At 60.1% G+C, this 18221-nt stretch carries 20 protein-coding genes; 10 read left to right on the forward strand and 10 right to left on the reverse strand.

Annotated features, from left to right (window positions below):
* Positions 1-58: 58 nt before the first annotated feature.
* From HY896_13180 to HY896_13225, 10 genes are all read left to right on the forward strand, one after another.
* On the forward strand, positions 59-355 hold the full coding sequence (locus HY896_13180; GenBank protein MBI5577298.1) for a hypothetical protein: 297 nt from the start codon (positions 59-61) through the stop codon (positions 353-355).
* A gap of 355 nt (positions 356-710) precedes the next feature.
* Entirely contained in the window at positions 711-1568 is an 858-nt protein-coding gene (locus tag HY896_13185) for a hypothetical protein (protein ID MBI5577299.1), read from the forward strand.
* Positions 1569-1644: 76 nt separating this feature from the next.
* On the forward strand, positions 1645-2268 hold the full coding sequence (gene ruvA / locus HY896_13190; protein MBI5577300.1) for a Holliday junction branch migration protein RuvA: 624 nt from the start codon (positions 1645-1647) through the stop codon (positions 2266-2268).
* Positions 2269-2314: 46 nt separating this feature from the next.
* A complete protein-coding gene (gene ruvB / locus HY896_13195; protein ID MBI5577301.1) occupies positions 2315-3346 on the forward strand; it encodes a Holliday junction branch migration DNA helicase RuvB in 1032 nt (343 codons plus the stop codon).
* Between the two features lie 17 nt (positions 3347-3363).
* A complete protein-coding gene (locus HY896_13200; GenBank protein ID MBI5577302.1) occupies positions 3364-3576 on the forward strand; it encodes a DUF2905 domain-containing protein in 213 nt (70 codons plus the stop codon).
* A gap of 218 nt (positions 3577-3794) precedes the next feature.
* Positions 3795-4685: a UDP-3-O-[3-hydroxymyristoyl] N-acetylglucosamine deacetylase gene (lpxC, locus tag HY896_13205; GenBank protein MBI5577303.1), complete on the forward strand. Its 891-nt coding sequence runs from the start codon at positions 3795-3797 to the stop codon at positions 4683-4685.
* Between the two features lie 64 nt (positions 4686-4749).
* A complete protein-coding gene (locus HY896_13210) occupies positions 4750-5301 on the forward strand; it encodes a DUF4390 domain-containing protein (protein ID MBI5577304.1) in 552 nt (183 codons plus the stop codon).
* Positions 5302-5309: 8 nt separating this feature from the next.
* Positions 5310-7499 (forward strand): HAMP domain-containing protein, encoded by a 2190-nt coding sequence (locus HY896_13215; protein MBI5577305.1) that lies wholly within the window; start codon positions 5310-5312, stop codon positions 7497-7499.
* A gap of 8 nt (positions 7500-7507) precedes the next feature.
* Entirely contained in the window at positions 7508-8884 is a 1377-nt protein-coding gene (locus HY896_13220) for a sigma-54-dependent Fis family transcriptional regulator (GenBank protein MBI5577306.1), read from the forward strand.
* 40 nt (positions 8885-8924) lie between these two features.
* A complete protein-coding gene (locus HY896_13225; protein MBI5577307.1) occupies positions 8925-10646 on the forward strand; it encodes a protein kinase in 1722 nt (573 codons plus the stop codon).
* A 13-nt stretch (positions 10647-10659) separates the two neighbouring features.
* Here the strand turns inward: HY896_13225 and HY896_13230 are convergent, their stop codons facing one another.
* Genes HY896_13230 through HY896_13275 form a run of 10 tightly spaced genes read right to left on the reverse strand, consistent with a single transcriptional unit; the run spans position 10660 to position 18213 of the window.
* Positions 10660-10914: a hypothetical protein gene (locus tag HY896_13230; protein MBI5577308.1), complete on the reverse strand. Its 255-nt coding sequence runs from the start codon at positions 10912-10914 to the stop codon at positions 10660-10662.
* 4 nt (positions 10915-10918) lie between these two features.
* A complete protein-coding gene (locus HY896_13235; GenBank protein ID MBI5577309.1) occupies positions 10919-11737 on the reverse strand; it encodes a type II secretion system F family protein in 819 nt (272 codons plus the stop codon).
* Complete coding sequence (locus HY896_13240) at positions 11734-12579, reverse strand: type II secretion system F family protein (GenBank protein ID MBI5577310.1); 846 nt, start codon at positions 12577-12579, stop codon at positions 11734-11736. Before HY896_13240 ends, HY896_13235 begins: the two co-directional genes overlap by 4 nt.
* Entirely contained in the window at positions 12576-13793 is a 1218-nt protein-coding gene (locus tag HY896_13245; GenBank protein ID MBI5577311.1) for a CpaF family protein, read from the reverse strand. Before HY896_13245 ends, HY896_13240 begins: the two co-directional genes overlap by 4 nt.
* A gap of 13 nt (positions 13794-13806) precedes the next feature.
* A complete protein-coding gene (locus HY896_13250) occupies positions 13807-15039 on the reverse strand; it encodes a pilus assembly protein N-terminal domain-containing protein (protein ID MBI5577312.1) in 1233 nt (410 codons plus the stop codon).
* A complete protein-coding gene (gene cpaB / locus HY896_13255; GenBank protein ID MBI5577313.1) occupies positions 15036-15860 on the reverse strand; it encodes a Flp pilus assembly protein CpaB in 825 nt (274 codons plus the stop codon). The genes HY896_13250 and cpaB overlap by 4 nt, the downstream gene beginning before the upstream one ends.
* Entirely contained in the window at positions 15805-16347 is a 543-nt protein-coding gene (locus tag HY896_13260) for a hypothetical protein (protein MBI5577314.1), read from the reverse strand. Before HY896_13260 ends, cpaB begins: the two co-directional genes overlap by 56 nt.
* A complete protein-coding gene (locus HY896_13265) occupies positions 16344-16820 on the reverse strand; it encodes a pilus assembly protein (GenBank protein ID MBI5577315.1) in 477 nt (158 codons plus the stop codon). The genes HY896_13260 and HY896_13265 overlap by 4 nt, the downstream gene beginning before the upstream one ends.
* Positions 16817-17734 carry a hypothetical protein gene (locus tag HY896_13270; GenBank protein ID MBI5577316.1) on the reverse strand — a complete coding sequence of 306 codons (918 nt, stop codon included), beginning with the start codon at positions 17732-17734 and terminating at the stop codon, positions 16817-16819. Before HY896_13270 ends, HY896_13265 begins: the two co-directional genes overlap by 4 nt.
* Entirely contained in the window at positions 17731-18213 is a 483-nt protein-coding gene (locus HY896_13275) for a hypothetical protein (protein MBI5577317.1), read from the reverse strand. Before HY896_13275 ends, HY896_13270 begins: the two co-directional genes overlap by 4 nt.
* Positions 18214-18221 lie beyond the last annotated feature (8 nt).

An 18221-nucleotide genomic window follows, 5' to 3' on the forward strand; every position in this document is an offset into this window, starting at 1 on the left:
ATCGGGCGGTTCTTGCTACAACGGCAGTTGGCCGGGCGGGAACGGCGGCGGTTGGGTCTTGATCAAGGCGGACGAAGCGGTTGTTGACGGTGTAATAACTTCAAACGGCGGGAGCGGCAGCGGCTACCAGTCGGGCAGCGGTTCGGGCGGCACGATCAGTCTTGATGTCGGGATCCTTTCAGGCGCAGGGACGGTACGCGCGAACGGTGGAGCGTACGAAGTGGGCGGCGGCGGCGGACGGATCGCCGTCCGGTATGACACCCTGAACATGACACAGGACCGCATCCAGGCGCTTGGCGGACAGGGAGGAAACGCCCAGGGAGGCGCAGGAACGGTCAACCTGACATCGCAATAGGAACGTTTGGATAATCCGGGGACAACTTGGGAAATTAACGCGGGGGCCGGCAATCAGGCGGCCCCCGTTGTCTTCGTCAACGAAATATAATCTGCGGATCCCTCCTGCAGTTTCATTGTAACAAACACCCCAATGCCTCAATCAAACTGGCATGATTCATGAAGTTATTATGAACATTCCAGGTATATGGCAGATATATCAAGTAATTCCGGGACATTTGCAATTAATACAGGGGAAGGAAATTACGATATCGCAAAAGGCGGTTCCAATTCGTGATGCATCCGCTTGCAGATAGTCCATAAGCTCCTCACCCGAATAATTTCCAAGTTAAAACCGGGAGTAAAAGGAGGTACGCATGAACCGGGTCATATTCAAAAACCAATATAGAAAATTGAGGGTAATGCTTGCGAAATTTTTCGGCTACTGGTTTTTCATCGCTTTCGCCACCATCGCTACGGCGTTCGCCATCATCGAGAGGTTCATGGAGTATTTCCATTCGGAACATATCACTCATGTGATGATCCTGATCCTTGTTTATTCGCTGCTTGTATATATCGTCACCGAAAGGGCGAAGGTCCTTGACGATATCCACGACAGCATAAAGGGTCCAAAATCTTCGATATACCCGACGAGGGAATCCGTATACACGACGATCCCCATGATCATCGCGAAGGCCTCCGCGAACGGCAATGGCCGGAGACGGATATTCCATGCCGCGCTTCATGGACATTCCGGGAAGAGGATCGCGAAGATGGCGCATCCGGACCCGTTGTTCGAACTGTTCGAACACGAAATCGACAAGTGCGTCGCCTCCAAGGGGACAGGGATGTGGCACGTATACGAAATCTATAACATCATCGACGAAGAGCGGCTGGACAGCATCGTGGAATTGCTGGAAAGGAGGATGGACGCGGAAGGGTACGAGGTGCGCGCGTTTTCCGTGAACGATGCGCTTCCGCATCTCTGCCCGCTGGTCATCGGGGACGAGGACCTCCTCGTTTCGGTGGACGATCCCCGTTACTATCGGGCGCGCGCCGCGGCGCACCTGCAGGGACGCGATCACGTGCGTCTGGCGACGGAGTATTTCTACTCCCTGTGGAACGACCCGCGCATCCGCGTTCTGAAATCGGAGACCTGCGTGGAGTGGGATGAGATCGGGAAACTCCGGGAAAAGCTCCGTGCCGAGAGCGAGGTCCGCGCGAAGGCGGGATAACACGCAGAGGTCTTCCCCCGGAGCCCTGCTTTCCCCGCGGGAAAACGGCGGCGGGGACGTGGTATGATTCACGATCATGATAGACCATCTGCGCGGCCGGATCGCGGGAGGCGGGAAGGATTTCGTGGTCGTGGAGTGCGCCGGAATCGGGTTCCGAGTGCACGTCTCCGCGGCCACGCGCAAGGAACTCCCGCCGGAAGGGGAGAGCTGCCTCGTCCGGACGCACCTGCACTTCCGCGAGGGCGGGGGCGACCTCTACGGATTTTCTTCGGAAGCCGAACGCGAACTTTTCCTTGCGATAGTCGGCGTGAGCGGCGTGGGACCGAAGTCGGCGATCTCTGTCCTTTCGGTGATGGGGGTTTCCGGCGTGCTCGCCGCCTGCGCCCGTGAGGATGCAGTGGCTTTCACGCGGGTGCCGGGCATCGGCAAAAAACTTGCGCAGCGCATCGCCCTTGAGTTGCCCGACAGGTTGAAAAAGGTCGCGGTCGAATTCGCTTCCATGGGGCTCGGAGAGGGAGAGGCACCGCCTTCGGCGCCGGAGTCCGAAGCCGTGCAGGCGCTGGTTTCCCTCGGATTTCCACGCGCGGAGGCGCAAGCAGCCGTTTCGGCCGTCCGCAGGGAAAGCGGAAGCGAGGGCACGGCCGAAATTCTCATACGGGAGTCCTTGAAGCGGCTATCCGCCCGCGCCGGGCTGAAATAGGCGCAGGAACGGCGGGGAGAATACCGGGAGATCTCGGGGAGGCGGGTTGGAAGGACGCATCGTGGATCCGGGGTTCGGCAACGAAGACAGTGCGCTCGATCTTTCCCTGAGGCCGAAGCGGCTTCCCGATTTCATCGGACAGCGGCAGGTCGTCTCCAACCTGAAGACCTTCATCGACGCCGCAAGGAGCCGCAAGGAGCCGCTCGACCACGTGCTTCTTTCAGGCCCGCCGGGTCTTGGCAAGACGACTCTTGCGCATATCGTCGCGAACGAGCTGGGCGTCGGAATCCGCACGACCTCGGGTCCCGCCATCGAGCGGAAGGGAGATATCGCGGCCATTCTCACCGCGCTGGAACCCGGCGATGTACTGTTCATCGACGAGATCCACCGATTGACCCGCATTGTCGAGGAACTGCTCTATTCGGCGATGGAAGACTTCGCTCTTGACATCATCCTCGGTCAGGGACCGTCGGCCAAGTCCATCAGGCTGCCTCTGCAACGGTTCACACTGGTCGGGGCGACAACACGCACCGGCCTGCTGACGTCTCCGCTGCGAGACAGGTTCGGCGTGTCTTTCCGCCTCGAGTTCTACCGGCCGGAGGAGCTGGAGGAGGTAATCCGCCGTTCGGCGAAGGCCCTCTCGATCCCGATCGACGGGGAAGGAGCAAAAGAAATCGCCCGGCGTTCGCGGGGCACGCCTCGCATCGCAAACCGCCTGTTGAGAAGGGTCCGGGACTTCGCGCAGGTCGACGGAGACGGAAAGATAGACCGGAAGATCGCCGACCATGCGCTCCTCAGAATGGAAGTCGACCGCGAAGGGCTGGATATAATGGACCGAAAGATCCTGAGCGTGATCGTGGAGAAGTTCCAGGGCGGGCCGGTCGGGGTCGATACGATTTCCGCGTCGGTCAGCGAGGAGCGGGACACGATAGAGGACGTCTACGAACCGTATCTCCTCCAGCAAGGGTACATCAAGCGGACTCCGCGGGGACGGGTCGCCACTCCGTTGGCGTACAAGCACCTGGGGGTCGCGGCTCCGAAGTCCGCCGTCCAGGACGCATTGTTCGAAAGGGAATAGGAAAGAGGCGCGCCGCGATGAACCCGATCGCGAAACTTCTCATCGTCGCGGGCCTGATCCTGATTGCAGTCGGACTCTTCTTCCTCATATCCGACAAGATTCCCTGGCTCGGAAAGCTCCCCGGTGACTTCACCATCAAGCGGGATAACTTCACCTTCTATTTTCCCCTTGCCACGTGCATCATAATCAGCGTGATCGTTTCGCTGATCCTCTGGCTGCTCAGGAAGTAATGTAGCCCATACCCGTCTCCACCGCCTCGCGACGAACCATTGTGAGAAGTGCGGGCTTTGCTGTGGTAGATCAACAACGGCTGTTGCAATAACGCAACACCTGCTGGCGCCTTCTTTAGGGCGATTGCGCTATCTGTCTGATTTTACTGAATATTTATATTCATCCAATTGGTATGTGGATTGCTTGTTTGCAGGGTAGGAACAACAGGGGTGACACTTTGAAAATCTACCAGCAGACGATCTCGACATGGGTTCAGTTTTCGGGAATTGGGTTGCACACCGGGCTTCCGTCGTTCGCACGGATCCTCCCGGCGGAGCCGGATACCGGCATAGTATTCCGGCGCACGGATACGGGCGCCGAGGTCAAGGCGTGCGTGGAAAACGTGGTCGAAACGGCGTACGCGACCGTGCTCGGCTCCGGAAATGCGCGGATTTCCACCGTCGAACACTTCCTGGCGGCTCTCTACGGAATGGGGGTGGATAACGCCGTCGTCGAAGTCGACGGCCCCGAGCTGCCGATCCTGGACGGAAGCGCGCAACAGATCGCCGAGGCGATCGACTTCGTCGGAACGGTGGAGTCGGTCGTCCGCCGTCGTTTCGTTTGGGTCGCGGGGGAGGAGAAGCTCCAGCGGAACGGCTCCATGGTGGCCGTAGCCCCGTCGGATGGGCTTGAGATCCTGATCACGGTCGATTTCCCCGGGACTCTCATAGGAAAACAGTGGATGAAGTTCTCCCTTACGCCTGAAAGCTTCATGAAGGAGATTTCTCCGGCAAGGACTTTCGTTCTGCGGGAGCAGATCGACGCGTTGTGGAAGGCCGGGCTGGCCAAGGGAGGCTCGCTGGAAAACGCCATCGTAGTGGAAGGAAAGAAGCTTCACAACCCGGAAGGCCTGCGCTTCCCGGATGAATTCGTTCGGCATAAGCTGCTCGACCTCATTGGAGACCTGGCGCTTCTCGGCCGCCCCGTAAGAGGGTTTTTCCTTGCGGTGCGCCCCGGCCATACCGTAAACCGCAGCCTTGTGGAATTCCTCTCCGGCATCGCCGACCCGGGGGCTGTCCCGTCGGCCCCGGAACGCCCCGAACCGGTAGAACTTCTGATAACTGCTTAGCCTTAAAGCATTTTCCACTGTTGCAGAATTGCCTCAGCCGGCTATAATGTCCGGGGAGGCACTTTTGCGCCGGATTGCCGTTTCTTCATTTATTTTAGCCGTTCTTTTAGCCGCGAGCGTTTCCGCTGCCTCCCCCAAACCGGAAATCGTCGGAATCGGCGGGCAGGTTCGCGGGAGGGAAGCCCGCGTAAAATTCACCCTTCAAAACGCCTTTACCCCCGAAATGGTGGAAGCGCTGAAAAGCGGGATCGAGATCTCGTTCAAGACCGTCGTTCGCGTGGAGAGGGTTCACCACGGGTGGTTCAATACGACACTGGGCGAAATCAAATTTTCCCGCTCGGTTAAATACGACGTGCTCGCCCGGGTATACCGCCTGAACCGGGAGGGTCAGGAGGACCTGCTTCCCGATATACACGCCGCCCTTGCCGGGATGACCAGGTATGAGGTCGCAGTTCCGGTATTCATCGACGCGGAATCCGGGAAAACCTACCGCGCCTACGTTCGGATCCGGCTGGACAGGGTCGGGCTTTCGGAACCGCTTCGATCCATCTTTTTCATCTCCTCTCTATGGGACGTCGAGACCGACTGGGCGAGAGGGTATCTCACGGCGCCATGAGCCCCCTTATGACCCAGTCCTCCGAGACCCTGCTGGAAAAGGAACGCGCGAAGCGGCGCAGGGAACGGTTCGCCATAGGCATCGTGGCCGTTCTTATCGCCGGACTGACCTTCCTGGAGGCCAACCTTGCGGCACTCGGCGGATCGGTCGCATTCACAAGCAACATCGTCATCTTCGCTCTCATAAACATCAATGTCGTCCTCATCGTCCTGCTGATCTACCTGGTCACCCGGAATGTCTTCAAACTCATCCTCGACAGAAAACGGAACATCCTCGGAGCGAAGATCCGGTCGCGCCTTGTCCTCATATTCATAGGGTTTTCCCTCGTTCCCACCATTCTCCTGTTCGTCGCCGCCGCGAACATCACGACCACCAGCATCAAGTCATGGATTGGGGGAAGAGTGGGGGTTGCGCTGACAGGCGCCCTTGAAATGGCGCGAGGGAAACTGGAACAGGAGGCGAACCGGCTTACTGGTATCGCGGGTGATGCCGCGCTCCGGTTTCCCCGCGGAGCCTCTATCGGGGAGGCGGTCGAGATCCTCGGAACCGCGCGGGAGAAACTGCCGGCGGGAACCGTGTTGATGCTCGCTGATGCCAAAGGGATCATCGCTTCGAGCGGTGAAACCCCCCAAGGTGTGCCCGCGGAGATCCTGTCGCGCCTGAAAGGGATGAAATTCACGGAGAAGGACGACGTTTCCGCGACCCTGGTCGGCGACATCTTCGCCTCCTCCGTCCGGAAACTTCCGGACGGGCGCCTGCTGATCGCCGTGAAGACGCTGCCTTCCGGCGAGGCTAACAGTATCCGGGAAATCGCCAAGGCGTACGACGAATACCACCAGGTGCGGCTCCTCGACGACCCGATCCGCGCCAGCTACATCGCCGTGCTGATCCTGATCACTCTGCTGATCGTTTTCGCCGCGTCGTGGATGGGGATCTACCTTGCCAAGCAGATCACGGTGCCCGTCCAACTGTTAGCCGAGGGAACGGAGAAGGTGGCCCGGGGGGACCTGGACGTCCGCCTCGATTACCGGTCCGACGACGAGTTCGGGCACCTGGTGTCCTCATTCAACAGGATGACCGGGGACCTCAAGGAAATGAAGCGGAACCTCGAGGAAGCCAACGTCTCGCTTTCGAGCACCTTCGAGGAATTGCGCCGGAGGACCCAGTTCATCGAGGCGATCCTCACCAACATATCAACCGGCGTCATTGTCATCGACCGCCACAACCGCATCGCGATGATCAACAAGGTGGCTGAAAAATTGCTGTCGATCAAGACGGAAAAGGTGCTGGGGAAGCCCTACAAGGAGGTTATCCGCGAGGAGCATTTCGAAGCCATCCGGGCGCTCTCCCGCGAGGTCGGGGAAGGGGCGGGACGGCAGGTGGAACGGCAGATCGACCTGCCGCTTGGAGGCAAGAAGATCTCGCTCCGCGTGAGCGTCACCGTGCTGAACGGAGGCGCCGGGGAGTACCTGGGGCTGGTCGTGGCGTTCGACGATCTTTCACAGGCCATGCGCCTCCAGAAAGTGCTCGCATGGAGGGAGGTGGCCCGCCGCATCGCCCACGAAATCCGGAACCCGCTGACGCCGATCCAGCTCTCAACGGAGCGGATGCAGAAGAAATACTCGGCAGCCCACGAGGGAGACGCCGCCTTCGCGGAGTGCACGCAGACGATCCTGTCCGAAGTGGCGACGCTGAAGCATCTGGTCGAGGAGTTCACACGGTTCGCCCGGATGCCGGCGCCCGTATTCAAGGAAGGAGACCTTTCCGAGGAACTGCGTTCAGTGGTGGAAACGTACCGTGCGGCGCATCCGGGCGTTTCATGGGAAATCGAGACGGAAGCGATCCCGCACGCGTGGTTCGATCCGTTCCAGCTACGGCGGGCGTTGACCAACCTGCTGGAGAACGCCGCCGCCGCGCTCGGAGGGAAAGGGGCAGTACGGGTCGGATGCGTTCACGAGCCGGAACTCGGACGGGTCCGCATCTCCGTCGCCGACGACGGTCCCGGGATTCACCCGGAAGACCGGGAACGCCTGTTCGAGCCGTACTTCTCCCGCAAGGCGGGCGGAACGGGTTTGGGGCTGGCTATAGTCAGCGCCGTCGCAAGCGACCACGGCGGGACGGTCCGGGCGAGAGACAACGAGCCGCGCGGCGCGGTCTTCGAAATGGAATTCCCGATCGGTCCGAAGGGAAGGGGGTAGACGGGGCGATGGCCTACTCTGTGCTTGTCGTCGACGACGAGGTCAATATCCGGAAAACCCTCGAAGGCGTTCTGTCTGACGAAGGATACCGGGTGATATCGGCCGAGACCGGCGAGAATGCGCTGGACGCAGTATCCCGGTCCCTTGTCGACGCGGTCCTGCTCGACGTCTGGCTGCCGGGGATGGACGGCCTTGAGGTCCTGCGCCGGATCCGTGAAATGTACCCCCTGCTGCCGGTCATCATGATTTCCGGGCACGGAACGATCGACATGGCGGTCAAGGCGGTCAAAAGCGGCGCGTTCGATTTCATAGAGAAGCCGATCTCTCTCGACAAATTGCTGATCACGCTTTCAAGAGCCATAGAGCGTGAGGCGTTGCGATCGGAAAACGTGGAGCTGAAAGAGAGGGTGGAGCGCAAGTTCCGCCTCGTTGGAGACTCCCCAGCCATGGGGAAACTGCGGGCGGAAATCGCGGCGGCGGGACCGACCAACGCCTCCGTGCTCGTCAGCGGAGAGAACGGTTCCGGTAAAGAGATCGTGGCAAGGGAGATCCACCGCCATAGCCGCAGGGCGGAGAAATCCTTCATCGCGGTGAACTGCGCCGCCATCCCCGAGGAACTGATCGAATCGGAGCTTTTCGGCCACGAGCGCGGGGCTTTCACCGGGGCCTTCGGGAAGCGGCGCGGCAGGTTCGAACTTGCGGACGGCGGCACGCTTTTCATGGACGAGGTGGGGGATATGAGCCCCCGGACGCAGTCCAAGATCCTGCGCGTACTGGAAGAACGAGCGTTCGAGCGCATCGGGGGCGGGGATAAGATACGCGCCGACGTCCGGATCATCGCCGCCACCAACCGGAACCTTCCGAAAGAGGTGGCGGGGGGGCGGTTCCGGGAGGACCTCTACTTTCGGTTGAACGTATTCCCGATTTTCGTGCCGCCCTTGCGGGGCCGGAAAGAGGACATTCCTCACATCGCAGCCTACTTCGTCGAAGAGATATGCGCGGAGCAGGGGAAGGAAAAAAAATCCTTTTCCGGCGAGGCGATGCAGCGCCTGCTCGTGCATCCCTGGCCGGGAAACGTCCGCGAGCTGCGCAACGTGGTTGAGCGCCTGGTCATCCTTTCGATGGGACCGCGGATAGAGGAGGACACCGTGCGGCAGGTGCTCGCCGTGGAATTGCCCCAGGCGGAACTGCCGTTCCTCCAGGCGTTCGACGAACGGAATTTCCGGGATGCTACGCTGGCTTTCGAGAAATCGTACCTGGAGCGCAAGCTGCGGGAGAACGACTTCAACATAAGCCGCACCGCCGAAAAGCTTGGACTCGACCGTACCAGCATCCACCGGAAGATGAAGCAGCTCGGGATCGCCCCCGAGGGCGGGCGGCGTTGATACGCAGGCCAGGTACGGAAATCTGATCGAAAACCCGAACATGCACCCGGCACGGATCGGCAAATATGCCGTCATTCGGAAGATCGCCTCCGGAGGGATGGCGGAGATCTATCTTTGCCGTCTTCGCGGCGAGGAGGGGTTTCAGAAGAAAGTCGCCGTCAAGGTGATCCATCCCCGCCTGTCGGAAACTCCCCGGTTCCGGGATCTCTTCGCCCGCGAAGCGCGAATCGCCGCCTCCCTGTCCCATCCCAACCTGATCCAGGTGTTCGACTTCGGCAAGGAAGGACAGTCCCTGTTCCTGGCAATGGAATTCATCGACGGATGGAACCTGGCCCACGCGGTATCGCGGTCCCGCTTGCGGAACGTTCCGTTTCCGCTGCCCGTCTGGCGGTACTGGATGGAGGGGATTCTCGCAGCTCTCGGCTACCTGCACAAGCGGGGGATTGTCCATCGCGATGTAAGTCCGTCCAACGTGCTGCTATCCCGCGGAGGGGCCGTCAAGATCGCGGATTTCGGCATTTCCCGCGCCGCCTTCGGGGGGGCGGATCCGAGCGCGGGATGGGAAGGAAAGTTTTCCTATATGTCGCCGGAGCAGGCGCGGGGCGAGGATGCGGACGAATCCTCGGACCTGTTTGCGGCGGCGGCGATCGCCGCGGAGCTTTATCTCCCGGGGCGCATTATCGACGGGGATTCTCCGGAACATATCTTGTCCATCATGAGGCAGTACGACGTTCGGTCGCTCGATCTCGGTTGCCTTCCTTCCGGGATTGCCGATGTGGTGAGGAAAGGGCTGTCGACGTCGAAGGAGGATCGTTACGCCGACGCGGATGCGTTCGGCCGCGCGGTCTGCAACGCGGTTACGTCCGCAGCGGGACGCTCGGAACTGGAGTCCTGTTGGAACGGCCTTTTTCCGGAGGAGCCAGGCGAAGAGGACACGGTTGTTGCGGCGCCGGCGCAGGACAAGGACATCGCCATGGTGCGCGAACGCCGGAGCGCATACGGGAAAAAGAGTATGCGCTTTCTGAAAACCGGGATCGCCGCCGCAGTGGCTGCCGTTTCCGTCGGAGGCTGGCTTGCATTGAAGGAGGCGGGGAGGCCGCATACGCACGGCGGGCAGCGGCAGGAAGTTGCGTCCCCGGCTTCGCGGAATCCCGATGACGCACCGCCGGCGGCCGTTCTTCCGGCCGTACCGCCGGCGAAAAAAAAACCACTAGCGGAAACGGCGGCCAGGGATGCGATAAGTCCGTCCGCGCCGTCAGGGAATGTACCGGCGGCTCCTTCCGCAACGGTTCAGGCGTCTCGTGCCCCGGAATCTCCTTCGCGGGAAGTACTTGTCGAAACCATACCACCAGGGGTCGTGTTAACGCTTGACGACGGAACGCCGCTCGGGAGGACGCCTCTACGGCTCGATCCCGCACCGTTGAAAGGCAGGAAAATCGTATTTCAGAAAGAAGGGTACGACGCCATAAGCGTGCATGCCGAGGTGCTGGCCGGATTCAGGACGACGCCCTTCAGCCTCGATATGGAGCGACAGATGGGAACGGTCAAGTTCGTCCAGGCCATCCCTTGGGCGAAGGTTTTCGAGGGGAACCGTCTCCTCGGCTTTACCCCGATATACAATCTGAAACTCCCCGTCGGATCGTACCGTCTCCGGTTCGTCAACGAGCCTCTCGGGATAGAGCATGTCCAGGAGGTCACGGTGCGGCGCGGCTCCAACGATCCCCTGATAGTGACCTTGGTGGGGAAACGTAAAACGGAGTAGCCGCCCCATCGCGCTACATGTTCGGAATGCCGCGTCCGCCCGCCTTGACGGTCTTCTGTTGTCTCGCCACGCTCCTGTAGTAGCGGACGGACGACTTTTTCTTTTTCGCCTCCGATATGCGGATCTGCAGACGAATTTTTCCGGCGGGTTTTTGGGAATGGCTGATATTGCGTCGTAGTTCGCTCGCCGCCGCAAGGGATACGAAAAAAGCGGATACAAGCATTACAAGCAGCGCAGAGCAAATTTTCCGGCAAGCGGCGGTGTTCATCGCGTTATCTCCTTAACATGTCAAAAAGATTGAGAATAACAGGCGACAGGATGACTATGAAGACCGAAGGGAAAATGAAGATAACGAGTGGGAAAAGGAGCTTGACGGCGGCTTTCTGCGCGATGGTTTCCGCTCGATGGGCCTGGCTCTCCATCATGCGGGAAGATAATTCCCGCAACCCCTGCGACAACGCGATGCCGAGCCTCTCTCCCTGCTGGACGAGGTTAAGGAACGCACGATAATCGTCGAGAGGCACCCGGGAGCGCGATCTTTCGATGGCATCGGCACGAGACATGCCGAGGAGCCTGGCACGCGCCAATTCGTCCAATTCGGCCGCGAGAGGGCCGCGCGGAAGCGCGCGCACGACTTCCTGCAAGGCGGCGGAAGACCCCATGCCCGCTTCCAGCATAAGGGACATGAGAAAGGCCGCCACCGGCAAGGCGGCGCGTATGGCGTCGATCCGCCTCCGGGCTTCCTCTCTGAAGGACAGGTAGACGGCGGCTGCCGCGGAGATCGATCCGAGGAACATGACGAATGCGGCTTCGGAAAAGGAATATTTCCCGCCGATGGAAAGGGCTGCCGCAGCGAGGAGCACCGATTCGCCGCAGAACCAGCCGCGTGGAGAGGTTACCAGGTGAGCCCCCGGAAATCGAAACACTCCCTTTTTCAATAACCATCCGGTCGACCCTTCATGGAAACTTTCGACGCCTTCGGCGATCCATCGGATCCGTCCGGGAATCATCGCGCGTTTCCCGAACCGCAGGAGAATCACCGAGCCGGGAAATAGAAGCAGGCCGACCGGAATGAAGTCCGCCGCGTTCATGGCTTCACCGAAAGGATTTTCCTGATGGTCAACCATCCGAAAATCTGCAGGACCGCGGCGACCGACAGGATGGCGATTCCCTGGGGGGTCCCGAAGCACCTGGGGAGGAATCCCGGGTCGATTTTCGAAAGGACGACGGTGAAAGCGGGCGGAAGGAGTGTCAATACCACGGCCTGCAATCGGCCCTGCGCCGTCAGGCTCCGGAGTTTTTCCCGCATCCGGTGCCTTGCGCGGAGAATGTCACGGGAGCGGCAAAGAAGCTCAACGAGGTTTCCTCCGGAAGGAAGCGCCACGCGCAACGGTCGAACCACCAGTGAGATCTCTTCGCACGGCATCCTTTTCTCCCATTGCAAAAAGGCCTCCGATAGGGGAGTTCCAAGCCGGCAGAGACGGAAGACCCAGGATATCTCCAGCCGGATATCGCGGGGGAGCAGGGGGATCGTTTGGGACAGGGCTTCCTGCATGCTGTGCCCTGCCTTGATCTGCCCGGCGAGGACATCAAGAAACCCGGGAAGCTCGGAGATGACCTTCCTGCGCCTTCGGACCCGGTAAGATCTTACGGCGAATCCCGAAAACACCACGGGAGAGATCCCCGCGACGGCGGCAGGCGCCGTGCTTCCGGTCAGCGTGAAGGCAACGGCCGCGCACAGGGATCCCGCGGCCAGCATGCCGGCCAGGAGCCTTCCGGCGGGAAAAAGGAAAAATTCCTCCCGCAGGTCCTCGGCGCGCCGTTGCGCCGTATCTTCGAGCCGCCTCTTCATGTAAGGTGCGAATGAACGAGTAAGGAACCAGGCTATGAGGGAAAAGCCCGATGCAAGGAGAGCAAGTTCGAGCGCTTTCATGCCCATTCCTTTCCTTCCTCCAGGTAAAACTTGGAAGGGACGCCGGTTGGGACCAGGCGCAACCTGCCTTCCGCCCCTTCGCTTTTCGCCGATCGATAGGTTTCCTGCAGCAGGATCTGCGTTTCCCCCATTCCGGTGACCTCGCAGATTGAAGTGACGGCCCTCCTGCCGTCCCCCAACCTGCCGGTGTGCACGATGATGTCGATCGCGGATGCGACCTGCTCGCGGATCGCCCTGACCGGGATCTCCATCCCCGAGAGGAGGACCATGGTTTCCAGGCGGCGCAGCATGTCCCGCGGTGAATTCGCATGTCCCGTGGTGATCGACCCGTCGTGGCCGGTGTTCATCGCCTGCAGCATGTCCAGCGCTTCTCCGCCGCGGCATTCCCCGACCACAATGCGGTCGGGGCGCATGCGGAGGGAATTCTTAACAAGGTCACGGATCGTTACCGCACCGGTTCCCTCGACGTTGGGCGGTCGCGCTTCCAACCGCACCACGTGCGGTTTCAGCAGGCGGATTTCGGCCGCGTCCTCGATGGTGACGATACGGTCCGTTTCCGGTATGAACTGGGAAAGGGCGTTCAGCAGCGTGGTTTTTCCGGATCCGGTGCCTCCGGAGATGATCACGTTCATTCGCATGAGGACCGCTTCGCGAAGGTAGGCAGCGGCCTCTTCGTTGAGCGTGCCGATACGTATCAACTCGTCCAGGGAGAACGGTTCCTTGCGGAATTTCCGGATAGTCAGGCAGGGCCCTGAAAGCGATACGGGCGGTATGATCGCGTTGACCCGCGAGCCGTCCGGAAGGCGGGCATCCACAAAGGGAGAGGATTCGTCCAGGCGGCGGTTCACCCTGGACACCATCCGGTCGATCGTCGAGCGCAGGGTATCGTCGCTTAAGAATGAAATTCCGGAGGGGGATATCCTTCCTTCGCGCTCGACATAGATGGAATCCTTGCCGTTGGCCATGATTTCGGAGACGGAAGGGTCCTGGAGCAGCCGTGTCAAAGGACCGTAGGCGAAAATTTCATCAAGTACCTCATCGCGAAGGAGTCCCTTCTCCTGCTCGGGCAGTTCCAGTTGCTTCATCTCGGCTCGAAGGTGTTCTTCCGCGCGAGCCCGCAATTTTTCCTCGCTGCCGGCGGATAATCCGGTATTCCGTGTGTCGAGATGAGTGACGACCGTATGGTGCAAGGATCGACGCAGGTCTGCATGCATGTGAAGTCCTCCTTTAGTCTATGAGCCTGAATCTCATGTTTTCCTTGGCTTCTTTGGCCTTTGTGTCCCATGCGGCCGCTTCTCCTCGCGAGTCTTCCTTCGCCTCGGAGGGAGTTATGAAGATCGCCAGTTCCGACTGGTTTTCACGGAAGCTGCGCGACTTGAAGAGCTCTCCCAGGATGGGGATCTGGCCGAGGACCGGTACCTTGGAGACGTCTTTCGCCATGTCGCTTTTTATCAGGCCGGACAGCATGACCGTACCTCCGGAAAGACTGGAAAAGTTGGTGGTGACGCGCCGTGTGAGGAACGCGGGAACCTGTGAGCTGCCGCTTCCGTGATCCACGGAGCTGATTTCAGCCGTTATCCGGGTGCGGATCCTGTTCCCCGCGTCCAGCTTTGATTGCAGCTTGAGAATGATTCCGTAGATCTTCCATTCGACCTTCCTCGTTTCCGGGGTGGCGATGACTATCGGGATTTCCCCTCCCGCAAGAAAATCGGCGCTTTCGCCGGTTTCGCAAACAAGGCGCGGGTTGGCGAGTATCCGCGCCCGTCCGTCGGCAAGGAGGAGGTTCAGGCGGGTCTCGAAGTCCGAGGAGACCGAAAAAGCCGCGCCGCCGGTTTTCTCCGCGGACAATGAGCCGTTGACGGGAACGTAATCCGGCCATTTGATGCCCAGTTGCGCGTTCGACCCCTTGCTTACCTCGATTATTTTGAGATCGTAGGAGAGAAGCGTTTTTCTCTCTTCCGGCAGCGAGAGCCGGAGGTGGACGTTCGGTCTCGACCTGGAAAAGTCTTCGAGGAGTTTCTTGTCCGCCGGAGTGGATACCGTTCCCGATACGATTGTCGAGTTTCCGCTCTCCGTGACGACGAGCCCGGGGAACGAAGAGATGAATGCCCGCGTTTCCTCGATGTAGGCATTTCTCCCCTGTACGGATACTTCCCACGAGGTCCTTTGGTCCTTTTCCCAGATCACGAGATCCGTTTCACCCTCCTTCTTTCCGACCACGAGCACGCCGTCGCTCTTCGGAAGCGGGCGAGCCTCGATGATTTCCGGGTTGCCGATGGAAATCCGCGTGACGCTTCCGTGTTCGAGTATCCGCTGGAATCCGGGTCGGATCTGCAACGTCTGGGCGTATGAGGCGGGGGTAACGGCAAAAACCGACATGGCCGCAACGGCTGCCATGGCTGCCAGGGCCGTTGTGACCGCCGGCAGGGGCGCATGCAATGACTTGTCGATGGATTTCATCCGGGTTCCCCGTAAGTGGATGTAAACGAATTTTCCTGGACGCCTGCCTTCCATACTTCGATCTTTCCTGTCGCCGGTCTATTCCGCGCCGGCGGGACTGATGCCGATTTCGAAGGCTCTTCGGGATTCCTCAAGAACCAATGGATGCGTCCTTCGCGGCTTGCGGCGGCGAGGAGCCTTCCTTCCTCGGAAGTTACGGAAACCGTCACGGTGGAAACATCCCGTTCTTCTTCCTTCGAGGGAGCCTTCACGAAGTGCCGGTCCACGGAAATGACCGGAATCCCCCTGATCCAGGATCGGGAAGGCTTGCCGTCACCCCCTTCGCAAAGCAGATCCACGACGTCGCCCGGCCGGATCATGCCTGCGAACGAGGAAGTTGAGTTCACTTCCATGGTGAAGGCGCGGCGGCCCGCGGGGATCGTCTGTGAGAACTTCTCCGCGTCGAACGGTTCCTCCACGTCCGTCCACAGGATCGGTTCCCCGGGTGCGAGGTTTCCCTTCGCGTGAGCGCCGAGAAGCAGCTCGAATTCGGCGGCAGGCACATTGCGGCTGCCGGCTCCGGATCCCGGGACGGACTTCTTTGCGAGGTTCTGCTCCGTGAAGGCTTCGCCCGCCTGGATCGGAACCGACGGGACGACTATCTCGACGGGAGCGATCTTTTGCCGGACTTCTCTTTCGGCGGCGACGATCCGCTGCCGGGCCAGGAAAATCGCGGCCAGCGTCAGGACGACTCCCGCCAGCAGCAGGAGCAGCTCCTTCGACCGGTTACTCCATCCTTCGGATTTGGAGGAACTTTCCTTCTTTTTCGTCCAGAAGAACAATGGCGGCCTCTCTTCGATCGTTTTTCACTGCCACTGACGTCTTGCCCGGGACGGGTTCCATGCATCGCCATCCCGAATCGGACAACCGGCGCCTGATTTCCGGGCCGCGGCTCTCCAGGGAGCCGAAGGCCAGTTCCACCCGGCCGGTTCCGGTTTCAGTCTCAAGGATATGTTCCATGCGTAATCCATGCGGGATGGATGGTTTCCGCGTGGAGAACGCCACCGGAGCTTCCCGAAGCCCTTCTTCGAAAATACGATTCGTCGGCGTTGCGATTCCCAGGTCGGGAACGTCCAATCCCTGACGTTTCAATTCATTCCGGATATGGGAGACACAGTCGTGTGACTGCCGATCGGGCAGGAACCTTTTCCCGTCGATCGAGAACGACTTGACGGCGGACAATGCGGCGCGCCGAACCGCGGTGGATGCCGGTAATGCGAGAAGCAAGGCGGGAATCGCGATTGCGCATATCCACGGTATCTTTTTCAACGAAGTATCCCCGTTGCGACGATTCCGCGGACGAACCCGTTGACCTTTTTTCCCGATGCGGAACCCTTGTCCCAGCAATCCACGCTTGCTTCGACAGCGCGGACCGCCTGAAGCTCCGGAAGGTTAGACGCGAAACCTGCTTCCGTCCATGGCTTGCGGATTTCGACGATCCCCTTTGTCCTGCCTGTCATCGAGGGGAATGGGGACGGAAGCAGGCGGCTCCTGTCGCTGTCCTCAGGCCTGATCGTTATTCCATCGCCACCGGCCATGATCGAATCGGACATCATTTTTTCGATGCCAGGCTGCCTGCGCCCCGAACGGAGCGCCTCGGTGCGCGCCGCCGTCTCCGCCGCCGAAACCAGGAACGCGGAACGGCAGCAGACGTATCCTCCGGCGAGAAGAAGGAGCAGCACGGGAAGCAATATCGCGACCTCCACCAGGCTCTGTCCCTTGTTTTGACTGTATCGGGTCATTTATCCGTTTTCTCCGTAAGGCGGGACTTCCAGGTCATTTCCGCCGTGCCGCCGCCATACGGTTCCGCAACGGCCGTCATGGGGAACCTCGGCGTCCCTTGATTGCCGAGATAGGGGATGGGCAATGGAGAAACCCGCTTGTATCCTGCGAATCGAACGTTTTGCCGTGCGGGAAAATCCTCCTCCGGCTCCAGCATTCGTATCGGCGTGCCGTCGGTTCCTGAAAGAATGGAGCGGACCGCCCCGTCGATGATCGAGGTAATCGTGCGCGCGATCTTCTTCGCCCATTTCCATCTTCCGATCTGCCCGGGAACGTTCGTAATGGGGGACATCGCATCCGCAAGCGTAAGCGGTGCGCCCGGCTTCAGATGAAGCTCAAGCGTGTTCTCGCCGTCGTGCGGCCCTTTCGGGTTGAACGGCGTCAATACCCCGGTCGCTTTGAGCTTTTGGGATAGGCTTGCGGTTTCCACAAGGACGAGATAGGGAGTCATGTCCTTCACCTTCGCCGCCCATGCTTCCAGTTGTTTTGCCGTTTTCCAGTAGGAACGGATAAGTTTCGGCGCTTCCCTGGTGTATGCGACGAAGGCCGGCATACCTCCGAATACGGCGGCGATCGCCAGAGTTGCCCAGATTATGCAGATCCACCGGATGACGCGGAAGCATTGCAGGATTCCATCGTTCAACGAGGCGATGATGTTGAGGCCGCGCGCTTCCCAGGTGGCTGCGGACAGCGCAATGGCGTCGATGGAATTGGAGGTTGCGACTTTTTCCGCTCCGAGGTGCGAGGTGTAAACGGTATATAAGGCGAGCGAAAGGATCGACGCCAGGACTGTGATGAAAAGGACCGCGGCCTGCCCGGAACGGCCGCGCCGGTTATGTTCGACCTGTCGGGTGTAAAAGGAGATCATGCTCATTCCACCGTCGCCCAGCGCGTGGCGTTGAGAAGGAGATAGTACTTGCCGCCGATCTGCGTTTTTGGAACGGGGGCGATGGAGTAGAGCACACGGTCTACCCACGGCACGATCAGTTCGACACCGTGCGTCAGGCGGATTTTGTATGCTTCACCGGGCGCGGCGGCGGAAGGTAAGGTGGATGCGGAGGCCGATGCGGATGAAGCTGCGGGTGCGTTGTTGCCGTCCCTCGCGATGTCCAGCGACGTAAGAGCTGCACTCTGCAAATTCCCCCCGATGCGGTGCCGGCAGAGAGAAGCGGCTTCGGCAAGCGCTGCCGTCCTGGCCTTCCGGTAATCCGCCCGGGCGTTGATCGCGAATTTCCTCGCCGCGAAATGGGCCGCCGTTTCGACGGCCCCCTGGCACGACCATAAAAACAGGAGCTGGATGATGCCGAAAATGGCCGTCAACAGGACGGTTGCTCCTATGAGGAAGCCGACCATCGCCGTTC

The organism is Deltaproteobacteria bacterium, from assembly GCA_016218975.1.
Taxonomy (GTDB): domain Bacteria; phylum Desulfobacterota; class Deferrimicrobia; order Deferrimicrobiales; family Deferrimicrobiaceae; genus JAENIX01.